Raw genomic sequence first — 15,348 nt, 5'->3', positions numbered from 1 at the left:
AATGTGACCGGGAGCGGAAGAACTTTTCGTGCGGCTCGCTGAGGCCCCCCGCCTCCGGCCCGGAGATGCCGTGCCCCAGGTACGCCCTGCCTCTGCGCGAAGGCAGGGCGTACGGAAAGCGAGGGGCAGGTCCGCGGATCGTCCGCGTATGGGGCTCTGCCTACCCCTGCCGGGACACGGCGACGGATGCCGTGCACCAAGGATTCCAGCGCCCATCGGGTTGTCCGGCAGCCCGTTCTCGTGCCGCCGGACAAAAACGCGGCGGTCGCGACCCCCTCGGCGGAGCCAAGGGGATCAGCCGGTGCGCGTCGCGTCCACGGCGGGCTTGCCGAACATGCCGCACAGCGCCGCGGACTGCAACGCCTTGGACGCCTCGGACAGCTCGGGAAAGGCCTCGGGGAACTCGGCGAACGCCTCCGTGGACACCAGGAGGCCGGCGGTGCGCTTGCCGGTGGAATCGGTGAGGTGGGTACTGAAGTAGCCGGGGATGCCCCCGTCGTGGGCCCACACCGTGCCGCAATCGGTGGTGGCGGTCTGGATGCCGAGGCCGTAGCCGGGCCCGTCCGGCCGGTCGGGGGAGACCGGCACGGTGGTGCGCAACTGCGCCAGCTGCGCGGGAGGCAGCAGCTCGCCGGACATCAACGCGGTGGAGAACCGGCCCCAGTCGCGGACGCTGGACACCACCGCCCCGGCCGTCCCGCCCCACGAGGGGCTGTTGGCGGAGACGTCCACGTGACCCGCGCGGGGCGCCCCGGCGTACTCCCGGAACTCGCTCGGCACTCCAGGCGGCATGTGCGCCGCGTCGGGTTCGTAGCCGCGGGCGTGCCGGCCGCGCCAGGTGCCGTCCTCGGCGTAGTACGTGTGCTTCAGGCCGAGCGGCCGGGCGATCCGGTCACGGACCAGCTCGGCCGGGCTCCGCCCGGTGGCCTTCTCCAGGACGGCGCCGACCGCGGCGTAGTTCGTGTTGCTGTACGACCACTTGGCGCCCGGCGCGGACGGCGGATCGTGCCGTACGCCCACGGACAGGAGCTGCTCCGAGGTCCACCGCCTCTGGTCCCTGCCCAGGATGGAGGGCAGGAGCGCGGCGTCCTCGGTGTAGTCGTACAGACCGCTGGTGTGATTGAGCAGCATGCGCAGCGTGATCGCGTGCCCGCCGGGCACCTGGCCCGGCAGCCACTTCTCCACCGGGTCGTCGAGCGCGAGCCTGCCCTCGGCGGTCAGTTGCAGCACGAGGGTGGCCATCATGGTCTTGGTGTTGGACCCCATCCGGAACTCGTCGCCCGGCCGCATCCGGTGCTCCTTGCGGGCCCAGGGCGCCTGCTCGACGACTTCGATCGGCCGGCCGCTGCCGTCATCGACCCGCACCACCACCCCGGGCGCCCCGGCAGCCACCACCTTGCGTGCCAGCCGCACAAGGCGCTCGCGCTGCTCCGCATCGGCGCTCTTCCCGGCGCCGGGCCCGTCGTACGCCGACGGGGCCGCTGCGGGCCGTGCCACCGCCTGCCCCGGTTGCTGAAGCCCGACGCCTAAACCGGCCACCGCGAGGACGGACGCCACCGCCACCAGGTGGAGGCGGCTCCTGCGCTGAACCCGCCGCCGTGCGGAGCGCGTTCGGGAGTATCTGCGTGCCTGGGGAGGATGAGACCTGGTCGTCATGCCGCCACCCTCGTGCACGGACGGCCTCCCGGTCACTGGCGCACGCCACACACTTGAGGGTGGGGCTTACCCCCGTACAGCGCGCCGGGCGGCGCCCAGGAGCCCAGGGCCGATGCCCTTCGCCTCCCGCCCCGGCCTCACTCCCGGCGCGCCTCGGGCGTCACCACCAGGACGACCTTGCCCCGGGGGTGCCCCTGCTTCAGGTGGCGGACGGCGGCCGGGGCTTGGGCCAGGGGGAAGGTGCTGTCGACGACCGGGGTGAGGGCGCCGCTCTCGATCAGGGACGTGAGGGCCAGCAGGTCGGCGCGGCGTACGACTGCCCACAGGCCGAGGAGGCGGTGCCGTGTGAAGCGTGTAAGCAGCGCCATCCGCACTTGGGTGCCCATGTCGCCGAACCAGCGGCTTCCGCCCTCGCCGCCGACGCGCACGAGAGTGCCATGCGGGGTGAGGGCGCGGCGCAGCTGGGGCAGGGGGCGGTTGCCGGCGGCATCGAGGACGACGTCGTAGCGGTGGGGGCCGTCGGTGATCTGCCGGCGGGTGTAGTCGATGACGGCCGAGGCCCCCAGGGAGCGCACGAACTCGGCCGCGCCCCTTCCGCAGACACCCACGACGTCCGCGCCGTGGGCCACGGCGAGCTGGACGGCGAAGCTGCCCACTCCGCCCGAGGCGCCGATGACCAGCACCTTCTGGCCCGCCCGCAGCCGGGCCTTGGCGTGCAGGGCTCGCAGGGCGGTGACGGCGGAGACCGGGACGGCGGCGGCCTGCTCGAAGGTGACGTTCTCGGGCTTCGGGGCGATCCGGTCGGGCTTGGCGAGCGCGTACTCGGCGAAGGAGCCGTCGAGGTGCCCGTACACGGCGTCGCCGGGCTCGACACCCGGCACCTTCGCGCCGACCGCCTCGACGCGTCCGGCGCCGTCCCAGCCCCGTACGGGGTTCCTGGGCCTGCGCAGTCCGAAGGCCGGGCGGACCATCAGGGGCAGCCCGGTCATCACGTGCCACACGTCCGGGCCGACACCGGCGGCGTGCACGCGTACCAGCACCTCGCCCTCGGCGGGGGAGGGGCGGTCGATGTCCCGTAGGCGCAGCGTGTCCGGGGACCCGTAGACGTCCTGCACGACGGCCTTCACTGCGGCTCCCCCTCCCGTCGACGTGGGCGGGCATGACGGCTCGTACGGGCTCCGGCGGCTCGTCGGCGGCGCGCGCCCGGAGGTCATGACCCGGCCCCGTGGGCCTCGCGACGGCCTCTCAAGCATCGCGCGAACCACGGCCCCTGCCTAGCCAGTTGACCCCGGCGGCCCGCCGCCGCACCGGCCGGGTCATGAACCGGCCACCCACCCATTGACATGATCATGAAGCATGACGAGCCTGGCGTTCGCGCACAAACGTGCCGGACAACTGCAAGGGGGGCTCATGAGACGAAGAACCCGTGCGAGATCGATCCTCGCCGCCGGTGCCCTGCTCGTCGGTGGCATGGCCGCCGCGCCGCACGCCCAGGCGAGCGGCCCGGCAAGGGCCACGGCCGACGACGACGCGGCGGCCGTGAAGGTCTACCAGGCCGAAATCAGCAAGAAGCAGATCCCGATCGTGCTCAAGGCGGGCCAGGACGCGCACGAACTCGCCGGGCAGGTGCCCGAGCGCGGCACCGGCCGCGTCGAGCTGTACCTGACCGAGGCCCAGGCGAAGTCCGTCGAACGCCAAGGCGTCGACCTCGAAGAGCACAAGATCTCCGCGGCCACCGAGAAGCGGCTCGCGGCCGCGGGTGACGGCGTCTACCGGCCCTACAGCGGCAAGGGCGGGCTCCAGGAGGAGATCGTCAGGACCGCGCAGGCCCATCCGGGCCTCACCAAGGTCGTCTCCCTCGGCAAGACCCTCCAGGGCAAGGACATCCTCGCGCTCAAGCTCTCCAAGGGCGCGGCGAAGTCCAAGGACGGCTCCAAGCCCGCCACGCTGTACATGTCCAACCAGCACGCGCGCGAGTGGATCACCCCCGAGATGACCCGCCGCCTGATGCACCACTACCTCGACAACTACGGCAAGGACAAGCGCGTCACCAAGCTCGTGAACTCCACCGAGCTGTGGTTCGTGCTCTCCGCCAACCCCGACGGCTACGACTACACGCACGCGGCCGGCGGCGACCGCCAGTGGCGCAAGAACCTGCGCGACATCGACGGCGACGGCCGGATCGCCGCGGGTGACGGCGTCGACCTCAACCGCAACTTCGCCTACAAGTGGGGCTACGACAACGAGGGTTCGTCCCCGAGGGCCTCCTCGGAGACCTACCGCGGCACCGGCCCGATGTCCGAGCCCGAGACGAAGGCGATCGACCGCTTCCAGAAGCGCATCGGCTTCACGTACGGGATCAACTACCACTCGGCGGCCGAACTGATCCTCTACGGAGTGGGCTGGCAGGTCGCCACGCCCACGCCCGACGACGTGCTCTACAAGGCCCTCGCCGGCACCCCCGAGAAGCCCGCGGTGCCCGGCTACCACCCGCAGGTCTCCTCCGAGCTGTACACCACCAACGGCGAGGCCGACGGGCACGCCGGGAACGTCAACGGCATCGCGATGTTCACGCCGGAGATGTCCACCTGCCAGACCGCCTCGAACATCGACCCCGATGACGCCTGGAAGCCCCAGGACTGCGCGTCCGTCTTCACCTTCCCCGACGACGAGAAGCTGATCCAGCAGGAGTTCGCGAAGAACGTGCCCTTCGCGCTCGCCGTCGCCGAGTCCGCGCTGCGCCCCGACCGTCCGGTCTCCGTCACCGGGATCGACGCCCCCGACTTCACCCCCGACTCCTTCACCACCTCCTACGCGCGCGGCGGTGACCAGGAAGTCGCCGTCACCGCCCGCAGGTCGGTACGCGACAAGGAGCTGCGCTACCGCGTCAACGACGGCCGCACGCAGCGCGAGGACCTTGCGCGGTGGAAGGGCGGCGAGACCTACGGCGGCGAGGACAACCTGTACTTCGACCAGTACCGCGCCGAGGTCGAGGGCGCGCGCGTGGGCGACAAGGTCGAGGTGTGGTTCACCGGCCGCACCAAGAAGGCCCGCACCAGCAGCGAGCACTTCACCTACACCGTCGCCGGACGCCCCAAGGCGAGCACCCTCGTCGTCGCGGAGGAGGGCGCGAGCGCCACGCAGACCCAGAAGTACGTCGACGCCGTCAAGGCCGGCGGCCGCACGGCCGCCGTCTGGGACGTCGCCAAGCAGGGCGTCCCGCACCCGCTGGGCGTCCTGTCGCACTTCCGCGCGGTCGTGCACTACACCGGCGACCCCGTGCCCGGCGCGCCCACCCAGCTCGCCCTGCGCGCCTACCTCAACGAGGGCGGCAAGCTGATCGAGTCCGGCGAGCGGGCCGGCGGCAACGTCGACCTCGGCGACGCGCTCACCGACGACTTCGCCCAGTACTACCTCGGCGCCTACGAACGCCTGCCCGCGGCCGGAGCCCAGCGCTTCACCGGCAGCGGCGCCCTCGCCGGAGCCGAGGGGCCCCTCGCGGCCGCCGAAGGCAACCCCTTGGACAAGGCGGGCCGCTTCACCGTCACGTCCGACAACCTGCCCGCGCGGCAGTTCCCGCAGTTCAAGAGCGCGGCGGCGGGCGCCTACCCCGGCCTGAGCAACCCCTACGCCCCGTACGCGGGCCAGGGCATGGCCTCCGCGACCCACGCCGACCGGGACTACAAGCGCCTCACCCGCACCATCGACCTCACCGGCGTCACGGCCGCCGACCAGCCGGAGCTGCGCCTGGCCCTGAACTGGAACCTGGAGTCCGGATTCGACCACGGCCTGCTCGAAGCCCACACCCCGGGCGCCGACGACTGGACCACCCTCGCGGACCGCAACGGTGGCTCGTCCACCGCCGTGCCCACCCAGTGCTCGGCGGGCTTCTTCATCACCGCCCACCCGTTCCTGCGCCACTACCTCACCCGCGGCGCGGCCGGCTGCACGGCCGAGGGCACCAGCGGCGCCTGGAACAGCTTCACCGGCTCCTCCGGCGGCTGGAAGCAGACCGCCTTCGACCTCAGCGCCTACGCGGGCAAGAAGGTCGAGGTCTCCCTCAGCTCGGTCACCGACCCCTCGGACGGCGGCCGCGGCCTCTTCGCCGACAACGCCCAGCTCGTCGTCGGCGGCACCGCGACCGAGACCGAGGGATTCGAGACCTCGCTCGGCACCTGGTCCGTCGCCCCGCCCCCGGCGGGCAGCGCCAACATCACCGGCGACTGGGCCCGCACCGGCGAGCTGTACCGGCCCTACGCCGCGGTCACCGCACGCGACAGCGTCCTGCTCGGCTTCGGCTTCGAACACGTCACCGAAGCACGCGACAGGGCCGCCCTCATGAAGGCAGCCCTGAACCACCTGCGCCGCTAGACACCACACAGCTCATCGCCTGACGTCGGCCTCCGGGACCCCCGCGGTCCCGGAGGCCGACCGCGTCGAGAGACCGCGGCCCGCCCCTGGAGGAAATAACCGAAGAGCGAGACCACTTACCAGTACGACGGCGATGACAGCGATGGCAGCGATAACGGTGTTGACAGTGTTGACGGTGGGGTGGGCCGTGGTCCACCGCAGTGAGGGAGCGGGAGCCGATGAGCCTTCGTCAGTTCGAGTACGCCCTGGCAGTGGCGGAGGAGGGCTCGGTGACGGCGGCGGCGGAGCTGTTGCGCGTCGCCCAGCCGTCGGTGTCCCAGCAGATCCGCGGTCTGGAACGGGAACTCGGCGTGACGCTGTTCACCCGCACGCCGACCGGCCTCGTACCCACCATGGTCGGCCGCGCGTTCCTGCGGGAGGCGGAGGTCGCGGTGAGCGCGGCACGGCGGGCCCGGGCCACGGCCCGGGCCGGCGGCGACGAACTGGTGGGCGAGCTGGCGGTCGCGGCGCAGATGGGCCTGGGCACGCGGCAGCTGCCCGGCGCGCTGAGCGCGCTGCGCCTGCGCTTCCCGCGCCTTGAGGTCACCGTCTTCGAGGAGCCGAACCCCGCCGAGCTGGAGCGCCTCGCACGCGGTGGCGTGCTGGACCTGGCCCTGATGGCCGGGCCGTGCGAGGAGGGCCTGTACGACGGCCACCACCTCGGCGACGAGGAGTTCGTCGTGGTCCTCGCCGCCGGGCACCCGCAGCTCGCCGCCGACCGGGTCGAGCTGCGGGACCTGGAGCGGGAGCCGTGGGTGCGCTTCGAGCACAACAGCACGCTCGACTGCGTGCTGAGGGACGTACTGCGGGAGAACGGCCTGAGCCCGACCACGGTCGCCCGCGTGTCCCAGACGGCGACGGCAGTGCGCTGGGCCGCCCATGGCCTGGGGGTGACGCTCGTGCCCGCCTCCGCGGTGACCCACGGCCACGAGCACCTCGCGCGCCCGGTCTTCCCGGTCGTGTCCCAGCCCGTCGTCGCCTCCGTGCGGCCCGGCGAGGGCCCGGCCGAGACGGCCCTGCTCGACCTCCTGCGGCAGCAGACCTGGCACAAGTCCGCGTTCTTCTCACCCGTCCTGACGGGCGGAGAGGGCCGGCGGGAGAGCGTGGTCGCCCAGCGGTAGGTAAAGTACAGCCGACTTTACTCGCCATTTACTCTCACATGGCCGATATCGGCAGGAGTCCGACCATGCCCCACTCCATACGCCTGGGTCGCACCGCGGTGCTGGCCGCCGCCTCGCTGTTCGCGATCCCCGCCCTCGCCGGCTGCGGTGGCGGGTCCGACGACGGGGGCAAGGGCGAGCGCACGGCCACCGCGACCCCGTCCACCACGGGCAAGCCCACCGCGGGGGCCACCGGGGGAACCGCCGGGGGGAAGTCCGCCCTGCCCGCGGCCCTCACCGGTCAGAGCCTGGCCTGGCGCACCTGCCCCGCGCCGTCCGCCGCCCAGGGCACCGCCGACGCACCCGGCGAGGACTGGGAGTGCGCCTCCATGAAGGCGCCGCTCGACTACGCCGAGCCCAAGGGCGAGACCGTCGACGTGGCCCTCATCCGCAAGAAGGCCACCGACGCCCACCAGCGCATCGGCTCCCTCGTCTACAACTTCGGCGGCCCGGGCGCCTCCGGCGTCGCCACCCTCCCGCAGGCCGCCGAGGACTACACCGAGCTGAACACCTCGTACGACCTGGTGAGCTTCGACCCGCGCGGCGTCGGCAACACCACGGCCGTCAAGTGCCTGGACGACAAGACCCTCGACACCGACCCGGGCAGCGGCGACGCGCTCAAGGACGTCAAGCGGCTCACCCGGGCCTGCGTGAAGAACTCCGCCAAGGTCCTCCCGCACGTCGGCACCGCCACCACCGCGCGCGACATGGACCTGATGCGCCAGGTGCTCGGCGACAAGAAGCTGAACTACTTCGGCATCTCGTACGGCACCGAACTCGGCGGCGTCTACGCGCACCTGTTCCCCAAGAACGTCGGCCGCACCGTCTTCGACGCCGTCGTCGACCCGAGCAAGGACCCCGTGCGGTCGGGCCTCGCCCAGGCAAAGTCCTTCCAGAAGGCGCTGGAGTCCGCCATGGCCTACTGCGCCGAGGAGTACGGCGAGAACTGCCCGACCGGTGAGGACGCCGCCGAGGGCAACCGCCGCGTCAGCGCCCTGCTGGCCAAGCTCGACAAGAAGCCCGCGCGCACCGACAGCGGCCGCAAGCTCACCAAGGACCTCGCCCTGACCGGCATCGGCGCCACCCTGTACGTGGGGAAGGAGGGCTGGGACGCCCTGGCACAGAGCCTGGGCGAGACCATGCAGGACGGCACCGGCAACAACCTGCTGATGCTCGCCGACTCCTACAACGGCCGTGACGACAAGGGCCGCTACAGCAACATGCACGCCGCCAACACCGCGATCACCTGCGCCGACACCCGCAGCCGCCACACCCGGGCCGACGTGGACGCCAACCGCCCCGCGTTCGAGAAGGCCTCGCCGGTCTTCGGCCCGTCCATGGTGGAGGGCCTCCTCGGCTGCTCGCAGTGGCCGGTGCGCGGCGCGGCGGACAAGCCCGAGGTGGCCGCGCCCGGCGCCGCCCCGATCGTGGTCGTCGGCAACACCGGCGACCCGGCCACGCCCGTCGAGGGCGCCCGGCGCATGGCGCAGCGGCTGGGCAAGGACGTGGGAGTCACCCTGACCGTCGACGGCGAGGGCCACGGCACCTACGGCGAGAACCGCTGCGCCACCAAGGCGATCGACAAGTTCCTGATCGACGGCAAGGTCCCGGCCGACGGAACCGTCTGCAAGTAGCCCCAGCCGGCCCGGTGCCGCGGGCTCAGGTCTCCTGACCGCTCAGCGGGCGGCGCGCAGCGAGGCGTCCAGCGTGCTCATGAGCCGCGCGACCCGGCTCTTGCCGGCCGGCGCGAGGGGGTAGCGGCCGAGGACATCGATCAGGACCGGAGTCGCGCGCCGCCGCGCCTGCTCGAGCAGGCGGTGACCGGCGTCGGGATCGTCGCCCGCGGTCAGTTCGGCGACGCGCGCCGCACACGCGGTGGCACGCAGAATGTGGCCCACCTGCGTGGCCTTCGCGAGCGGATGGAGGTACGCGGCGGCCGCTGCGTCCCCCGCCGCGCGGGCGGCGAGACGCGCGACCTCGTCGGCCGCCTCCTTCGCCGCGCGGTGCGCTTCCAAGGAGGCGACCCGCTGCACCTTGGTCCTGCGCGCGCCGTTCACGAACTCCCACGCGGCGTCGACGGCCGCGCGGGGCCGGGGGTCACCGGGGTGGGCGTCCTCGTACCGGGGGAGGACGCCCTGGGCGCTCTCCACCGCGAAGCGCGCCACGACGCGCAGTTCCTCCATGGTCAACTCGAAGTCACCGGCTGCGCTCGTCACGCCGGCGATCCTCCCACGGGGGAGACCCCCTCCGCTGTGCCACCCCGACCGGGGCAACCGCTCCTTGAGCATGGTGAAGCAATACACTACGTCTTGCTTCACCACACTCGATCGGGAGGCCGAAGCCGTGCTGCCGTCCGTCACCCTGACGACACCCCAGGCCCTGGCCGGTGAATTCCTCACCCGCCCGCAGGCCGCCCACGTGCTGCGGCTGTCCCCGAACACCGTCGGCAAGCTCCTGGCCAGCGGGTTCCTGCCCGATCTCGCCGCGGCCCGGGTGCACGCCCTGGCCCGCGCCCCGCAGATCGGCGTGACCCGCGGGGAACTGCCGGTGCTGCGCACCGGTCCCGCCGGGCCGCCGCCGCACGCGGACGACGACCGGGAGTTCATCGGGGACGCCCCGCACCTGACGGACGAGCAGTTCCTCCAGGCCTCCCGCCAGTGGTGGCGGTGCGAGCCGGACAAGGTCACCGCCGCCGGAGTCCTGGCCGTGGCGGTGGCCGGCTGGGTGACCGGCGTCCTGGCCGTGCGCGGCCGCGGCGGCACCCTGCACGGAGGGCGGGATGTACGGCACTCGTTCGAGGCGAGCGTCGCCGGGCGCGTCACGGCGCTCGACGACCCCGGCGGCTTCCGCGTCCTGACCGACGACCCCGCCCTGGCCGGGCTGACCCGTACGCTGTTGGGCGCCCGCGTCCAGGAGGCGAGATCGGGCGGCCCGATCGCCTACCTGAAGGCCCCCCTGCACCCCCACGGAGAGATGGCATGAGCGACTTCGACGCGATCGACGCGCTGCTCGCCGCGGCGGCCGAACCCGCCCCGCTGCCGCCCGCCGAGCAACGCCGCGCGCTGCGCGAGGCGTTGGGCCTGTCCCGTGCGCAGGTCGCTCGCGCGCTCGCGGTGAGCCCGTCCACCGTCGGCGGCTGGGAGGCGGGCCGCGACCCCAGCGGCGACGTCCGCGGCCGGTACGCGTACTTCTTGAGCCAGGCCGAGGACAAGGTCCGGGCCCGGCTGAGCGCCGCCGAAACCGCCGAACAGCCCGCCGAAGCCGTGGAGCAGGCCGCCGAAGCCGCGGAGCAGGACGCCAAGGCCGTGGAGCAGCCCGCCGAAGCCGCCCCCGCCCAGGAGGAGCGAGCCGAGGAGGAGCGGGCCGAGGAGGAGCCGGCCCAGGGCGAGTTGGCTGACCCGCAGCCGTGCGTCCTGTGCGGGCAGCCCGCCCGCCACCAGGTCGAGGGCTATCCGCAGCATCTGGACGCCGCCGAATGCGCCGCGTCCGCCCCGGCCCCGGCGGCCCCCGCGGCCCCGGCGGCCACGCGCACCGTCCGCAGCCCGGGCCGCGGTGTGAAGGTCGTCCCCGTCGGCCGCCGCGCCCAGGCCGCCGGCGACTCCCCGGACCTCATCGGCACGGCCGTGGCCGAGACCCTCGCGCAGCATCGCGGCGACGTCGAAGCGTCCACCGCCGCCCTGATCAAGCGCGCCATCCCGGACGCGATGGCGCTCCTCGACCACACCCGCACCGGCGGCCGCTACGACATCGTCGCCCACCCCTGGATGCCCGACATCCTGCGCAAGCAGAGCGCGCGCGGCACCGACCAGGTCTGGGAGGCGCGCCCCAAGTGGACCCGCCCCGAACTCCCCGCCGGGCAGCACGAAGTGACCGCCCTCGACATCAACGGCGCGTACCTGTCCGCGCTCAAGACCCACCTGCCGATCGGCCAGCTGGAACACTCCACGGGCGCCCTCCACGACCGGCGCCGGGCCGGAGTCCACCTGATCACCCCGCCCGCCTGGGACCATGACCACGTACTCCCCAACCCCCTCGGCAGCCGTGACGAGCCAGGCCCCCTCTGGGTGACCGAACCGACCCTGCGCCTGCTGCTGCGCCTCTCCGGACCGAAGTACGGCCTGTGCGACCCGCCCGAGATCCACGAGTCGTTCACCTCCGGCGCCACGGAAGGCCTCCTCGAGAAGTTCCGCGTCGCTCTGAAGGACGCCAGGGACCGGGCGATCGCCGAGGACGACGAGGTGACTCTGGAGTACGTCAAGGCCATGTACTCCAAGTTCGTCTCCACACTGGGGGAGTCGAACTACAACCGGGAGCTGTACCGGTCCGACTGGATGCACCTCATCCGCTCCCAGGCCTTCGCCAACCTCTGGATGAAGGCCTTCAAGGCCTACGACGAGGGCCTGATGGTGGTCCGCGCGATGGGCACCGACGAACTCCACGTCATCGGCGACTGGCGTGCCGTCTTCGACGAGGGCCGGGGCGTGGCGCAGGTGAAGGTCAAGGACGCCTACACCCTCGGCGAGGGCACGGCCCTGGCCGCGCCCTGACCCTCCGGCGGGGCGCCCGGCCCCGCGGTCGGCGGCGGACTACTCAGGCCGTCCGGGCCCGGCCTGCTCTGACGTCCCGGGCGTCCCGGGTGCCCCCGGCGTCCCCGGAGCCCGGGGACTCTGGCCGGGCGCCTTGGCGGCGGCCGGATCGGAGGCCCTGGCGGCCTCCTTCTCGGCCCGTTCCTTCTCCGCGAGGGCCTTCTTGGCCTCCTCGTCCTGCCGGGCCTCGCCCCGGCCGCGCTCACGCTTGCCCATGACCAGTCCTTTTCGTACGCGAAGACGACGGCGCGCAGCCGCGCCCTCCCTGCCATGTGCCCACATCCGGCCCGCCCAGGCCAGTGCAGAGGTCCGTCCGGTGGGAACGCCGTGGGGCGGTGACCGGCCCGGGCGGCGGCCCCTGTACGGGAGACCGGGCCGAGGTCCGGATCTTTGTATCTTCTGCTAATGCGGCGGCCTGCCGCAATTCGTAGAGACTGCCAAGAAGCAGCCGTGGCGTACCCCGAGGACGGGGGCCCTGGCCACAGGCATGTCGAGACGCAGGGGAGTGCGGCGCGATGAGCGTGCAACAGTACGACGAGATCGGCGAGGCGTTCGAAGGATTCAAGGGCCTGCCGCTGGCACGGTACGGAGAGGTGCCCAGCTTCCTCGGGATGGTCGGGGACGTACGGGGCAAGTCGGTCCTGGACCTGGCCTCCGGGACCGGCTTCTACAGCAGGGAGTTCAAGCGGCGCGGCGCCTCGGACGTCTTCGGGGTCGACATCTCCGGCGAAATGGTCGCCGTGGCGCGGGCGTTCGAGGAGCGCGACCCCCTCGGCGTGCGCTACGAGGTGGGTGACGTCGCCGAACTGCGGCCCCTCGAGCGGCGCTTCGACATCGCCCTGGGGGTGCAGCTGCTCAACTACGCGCCGGACATCGCCGCCATGGAGCGCATGTGCCGCAACGTGCGCCGGAGCCTTCAGCCCGGCGGCGAGTTCTTCGTCCTCGCCCAGAACCCCGACTACCGCTTCGACGGACCCTCCCTGGCCAAGTACGGCTTCCTCTGCGAGCTGACCGGCGAGGAGATCGAGACCGGACCGCGCATACGGCTCACGGCGCTGCTCGACCCGCCCATCTCGTTCGTCGGCACCTGCCCCCGCCGCGAGGTCTACGAACAGTCCCTGCGGGCGGCCGGATTCAGCGAGCTGACCTGGGTCCCGGTGGAGGTGTCCGAGGCGGGCTCGCGCGCGTTCGGGGCGGACTTCTGGGCGGACTGCCTCGCCAACCCCCCGCTGGAGATGCTGCGCTGCCGCGCCTGACCACCGGACCTCTCCTCGCTCAGGGTTCAGACGCGTTCCAGTGGGCACTCAGTGACACGACCGAGACGGCAAACAAATCCGCATAGTTCTCCTGAAGTCACCATCTGTAAGCGTTCCGGTGGTGGCCGACGGAGAACCGGCGGAGGGTTGAGACCAGGGCCCTCTCGTGGACACCGACCGACGGGAGATGCCGATGAGTTCGGAGACGCACCCACAGCCGCTGCCTCGCACGCAGTCGCTGGGCCTTAAACCCGCGCAGCCGCGGGCCGCCGCGCGGACGCCGACCGGGGCAGCCCGCCTCACGCGCCTGTTCACGCTCCCCGGCGTCTACGCGCCGCAGTACGACACCGACCTCCTGACCCGCGCCCTGCGCCGCGAGGCCATCGACGAGGACACCGCCGTCCTGGACCTGGGCACCGGCTCGGGGGCGCTCGCCGTCGCGGCGGCCTCCCTCGGCGCCCAGGTCACCGCCGTCGACATATCGCGGCGCGCCGTACTGACCACCCGGTGGAACGCCTTGCGCAACGGGCTGCGCGTCACCGTCCGCCGCGGCGACCTGACCGACGCGCTCCCCGACGACTGCTGCGACCTCCTCATCAGCAACCCGCCCTACGTCCCCAGCCCCTCGCCGGGCCTGCCCCGGCGCGGCGCGGCGCGCGCGTGGGAGGCGGGCACCGAAGGCCGCGCCCTGGTCAACCGCGTCTGCGACGCCGCCCCCCGCGTGCTGCGCCCCGGCGGCGCCCTGCTGATGGTGCACTCCGGGCTGTGCGGCGTCACACCCACGCTCGACCGGCTCGCCCGCCTCGGCATGCCCGCCGAGATCGTCGACCGGGCGTACGTCCCCTTCGGCCCGGTCCTGAGGTCCCGCAAGGCCTGGCTGCGCCGGGCCGGACTCCTCTCCGCCACCGAGACCCAGGAAGAGCTGGTGGTCATCCGTGCCGAACTCCGCTGACCGTCCCCGTCGCGTCACCGCGGGCCGCGAGGGTCCGCTCCTGGTGGAGGGGCCGGTGGAAGTGGTCGGCGACGACGGCACCGTCCGCGCGTCGGACCGCTTCGAGGTCGCGATCTGCACCTGCCGTCGCAGCCGCACCGCCCCCTGGTGCGACACCAGCCACCGCCGCCGGACCCGGCCGGACGCGGGGCGCGCCACCGCCCCCACCGCCAAGGACGCCGAAGCAGGAGCCGCCGCCATGACCACCACCCGCGCCGAGCCGTCGCACCCCCGCGCTCCCGAGGCACCCTCCGACGCCCGCGAGGCAGCGGAGCCCCGCCGGCACAGCCCCGGCCTCCCGGCTGCCCGCGGCGAGGTGTCCGAGGGTGTCATCACCGCCCTGCGCTGCGGCGGCGCCGTGCCCCAGGCGGCGGCACCCCACGCCGACCCCTACGGCGACGACCTCCACCTCGCCCTCTACGTCCTGTACGAACTCCACTACCAGGGCTTCGCCGACGTCGACGACGAGCGCGAGTGGGACCCGGCCCTGCTGTCCCTGCGCCGCACGCTCGAACAGCGCTTCCTCCAGGCCCTGCGGACCGACGCCACCCCGCCCGGTGACGCCGGGGAGACGCTCGCCGCGCTGCTGACCGAACCCGCCGGATACGACGACACGAGCGTCAGCCACCACCTCCAGCGCGACGGGGAGCTGTGGCAACTGCGGGAGTACGCCGCCCTGCGCTCCCTGTACCACCTCAAGGAGGCCGACCCGCACGCCTGGGTCATCCCCCGGCTGCACGGCCGCGCCAAGGCCGCCATGGTGGCCGTGGAGTTCGACGAGTTCGGCGCCGGACGGACCGAGGACATCCACGCGCGGCTCTTCGCCGACCTCATGACCGACCTCGACCTGGACACCTCCTACGGGCACTACAACGACGCGGCGCCCGCCGAAGCCCTCGCCGTCGTCAACCTGATGTCCCTGTTCGGGCTCCACCGGGCCCTGCGCGGCGCGCTGGTCGGGCACTTCGCCGCCGTGGAGGTCACCTCATCGCCCGGCTCCCGGCGGCTGGCCGCCGCACTGCGGCGCGTCGGCGCGGGCCCCGCGGCCGAGCGGTTCTACGACGAACACGTGGAGGCCGACGCCGTGCACGAGCAGGTGGTGCGCCGTGACGTCGTCGGGGGCCTGCTCGCCGCCGAACCGGAGCTGGACGCCGATGTCGCGTTCGGCGCGCACGCCACCGGTTTCGTCGAGGACCGTCTGGCGGCCCGCATCCTGAGCGCCTGGCGGGCCGGGCGCAGCGCACTGCGCGTCCCCCTGCCGTTCCTGCCCCGGCCGCCCGGCAGCTGAC

The 15,348-nt window shown here is 73.0% G+C and carries 12 protein-coding genes and 1 pseudogene; 9 read left to right on the top strand and 4 right to left on the bottom strand.

The annotated features are described in order from the left end of the window. Positions 1–294 precede the first annotated feature (294 nt). Positions 295–1,563, bottom strand: a complete 1,269-nt coding sequence (locus AC07GB_RS14295) for a serine hydrolase domain-containing protein (protein ID WP_478845059.1) — start codon at positions 1,561–1,563, stop codon at positions 295–297. A 230-nt stretch (positions 1,564–1,793) separates the two neighbouring features. Then, positions 1,794–2,783 carry an NAD(P)-dependent alcohol dehydrogenase gene (locus AC07GB_RS14290; RefSeq protein ID WP_478845057.1) on the bottom strand — a complete coding sequence of 330 codons (990 nt, stop codon included), beginning with the start codon at positions 2,781–2,783 and terminating at the stop codon, positions 1,794–1,796. Between the two features lie 283 nt (positions 2,784–3,066). Between AC07GB_RS14290 and AC07GB_RS14285 the strand changes: the two genes are divergently transcribed. From AC07GB_RS14285 to AC07GB_RS14275, 3 genes are all read left to right on the top strand, one after another. Continuing rightward, complete coding sequence (locus AC07GB_RS14285) at positions 3,067–6,027, top strand: M14 family metallopeptidase (RefSeq protein WP_478845055.1); 2,961 nt, start codon at positions 3,067–3,069, stop codon at positions 6,025–6,027. A 218-nt stretch (positions 6,028–6,245) separates the two neighbouring features. Next, the gene (locus tag AC07GB_RS14280) at positions 6,246–7,187 is read left to right on the top strand and encodes a LysR family transcriptional regulator (protein WP_478845053.1); all 942 of its coding nucleotides are present in this window, start codon (positions 6,246–6,248) and stop codon (positions 7,185–7,187) included. 65 nt (positions 7,188–7,252) lie between these two features. After that, entirely contained in the window at positions 7,253–8,860 is a 1,608-nt protein-coding gene (locus AC07GB_RS14275; RefSeq protein ID WP_478845051.1) for an alpha/beta hydrolase, read from the top strand. Positions 8,861–8,902: 42 nt separating this feature from the next. On the opposite strand, the gene AC07GB_RS14270 is transcribed toward AC07GB_RS14275, so the two are convergent. Continuing rightward, on the bottom strand, positions 8,903–9,442 hold the full coding sequence (locus AC07GB_RS14270; RefSeq protein WP_478845050.1) for a putative immunity protein: 540 nt from the start codon (positions 9,440–9,442) through the stop codon (positions 8,903–8,905). A 127-nt stretch (positions 9,443–9,569) separates the two neighbouring features. On the opposite strand from AC07GB_RS14270, the gene AC07GB_RS14265 reads away from it, so the two are divergent. Both AC07GB_RS14265 and AC07GB_RS14260 read left to right on the top strand, forming a co-directional pair. Next, positions 9,570–10,208, top strand: coding sequence for a helix-turn-helix domain-containing protein (locus AC07GB_RS14265; protein WP_478845048.1), 639 nt, complete (start codon positions 9,570–9,572; stop codon positions 10,206–10,208). Then, entirely contained in the window at positions 10,205–11,773 is a 1,569-nt protein-coding gene (locus AC07GB_RS14260; RefSeq protein WP_478845046.1) for a helix-turn-helix domain-containing protein, read from the top strand. Before AC07GB_RS14265 ends, AC07GB_RS14260 begins: the two co-directional genes overlap by 4 nt. A gap of 39 nt (positions 11,774–11,812) precedes the next feature. Here AC07GB_RS14260 and AC07GB_RS14255 read toward each other — a convergent pair whose 3' ends face one another. Next, entirely contained in the window at positions 11,813–12,028 is a 216-nt protein-coding gene (locus AC07GB_RS14255; protein ID WP_478845044.1) for a hypothetical protein, read from the bottom strand. Positions 12,029–12,327: 299 nt separating this feature from the next. Here AC07GB_RS14255 and AC07GB_RS14250 point away from each other — a divergent pair, with 299 nt between their 5' ends. The 4 genes and pseudogenes from AC07GB_RS14250 to AC07GB_RS14235 all read left to right on the top strand — a co-directional run bounded on the left by AC07GB_RS14250 (position 12,328) and on the right by AC07GB_RS14235 (position 15,347). After that, the gene (locus AC07GB_RS14250; RefSeq protein WP_478845042.1) at positions 12,328–13,068 is read left to right on the top strand and encodes a class I SAM-dependent methyltransferase; all 741 of its coding nucleotides are present in this window, start codon (positions 12,328–12,330) and stop codon (positions 13,066–13,068) included. A gap of 193 nt (positions 13,069–13,261) precedes the next feature. Further along, complete coding sequence (locus AC07GB_RS14245; RefSeq protein ID WP_478845040.1) at positions 13,262–14,020, top strand: HemK2/MTQ2 family protein methyltransferase; 759 nt, start codon at positions 13,262–13,264, stop codon at positions 14,018–14,020. Further along, positions 14,004–14,174 (top strand): annotated as a pseudogene (locus tag AC07GB_RS14240) (CDGSH iron-sulfur domain-containing protein); the annotation flags it as partial. The gene AC07GB_RS14245 and the pseudogene AC07GB_RS14240, both read left to right, overlap by 17 nt. An 84-nt stretch (positions 14,175–14,258) precedes the next feature. Beyond that, the gene (locus AC07GB_RS14235) at positions 14,259–15,347 is read left to right on the top strand and encodes an iron-containing redox enzyme family protein (protein ID WP_478845372.1); all 1,089 of its coding nucleotides are present in this window, start codon (positions 14,259–14,261) and stop codon (positions 15,345–15,347) included. Position 15,348 lies beyond the last annotated feature (1 nt).

This window comes from Streptomyces sp. NPDC045778 (genome assembly GCF_056431945.1).
Note: the sequence above shows the minus strand (reverse complement) of the source record. Positions and strands in the feature narration are given on the sequence as shown.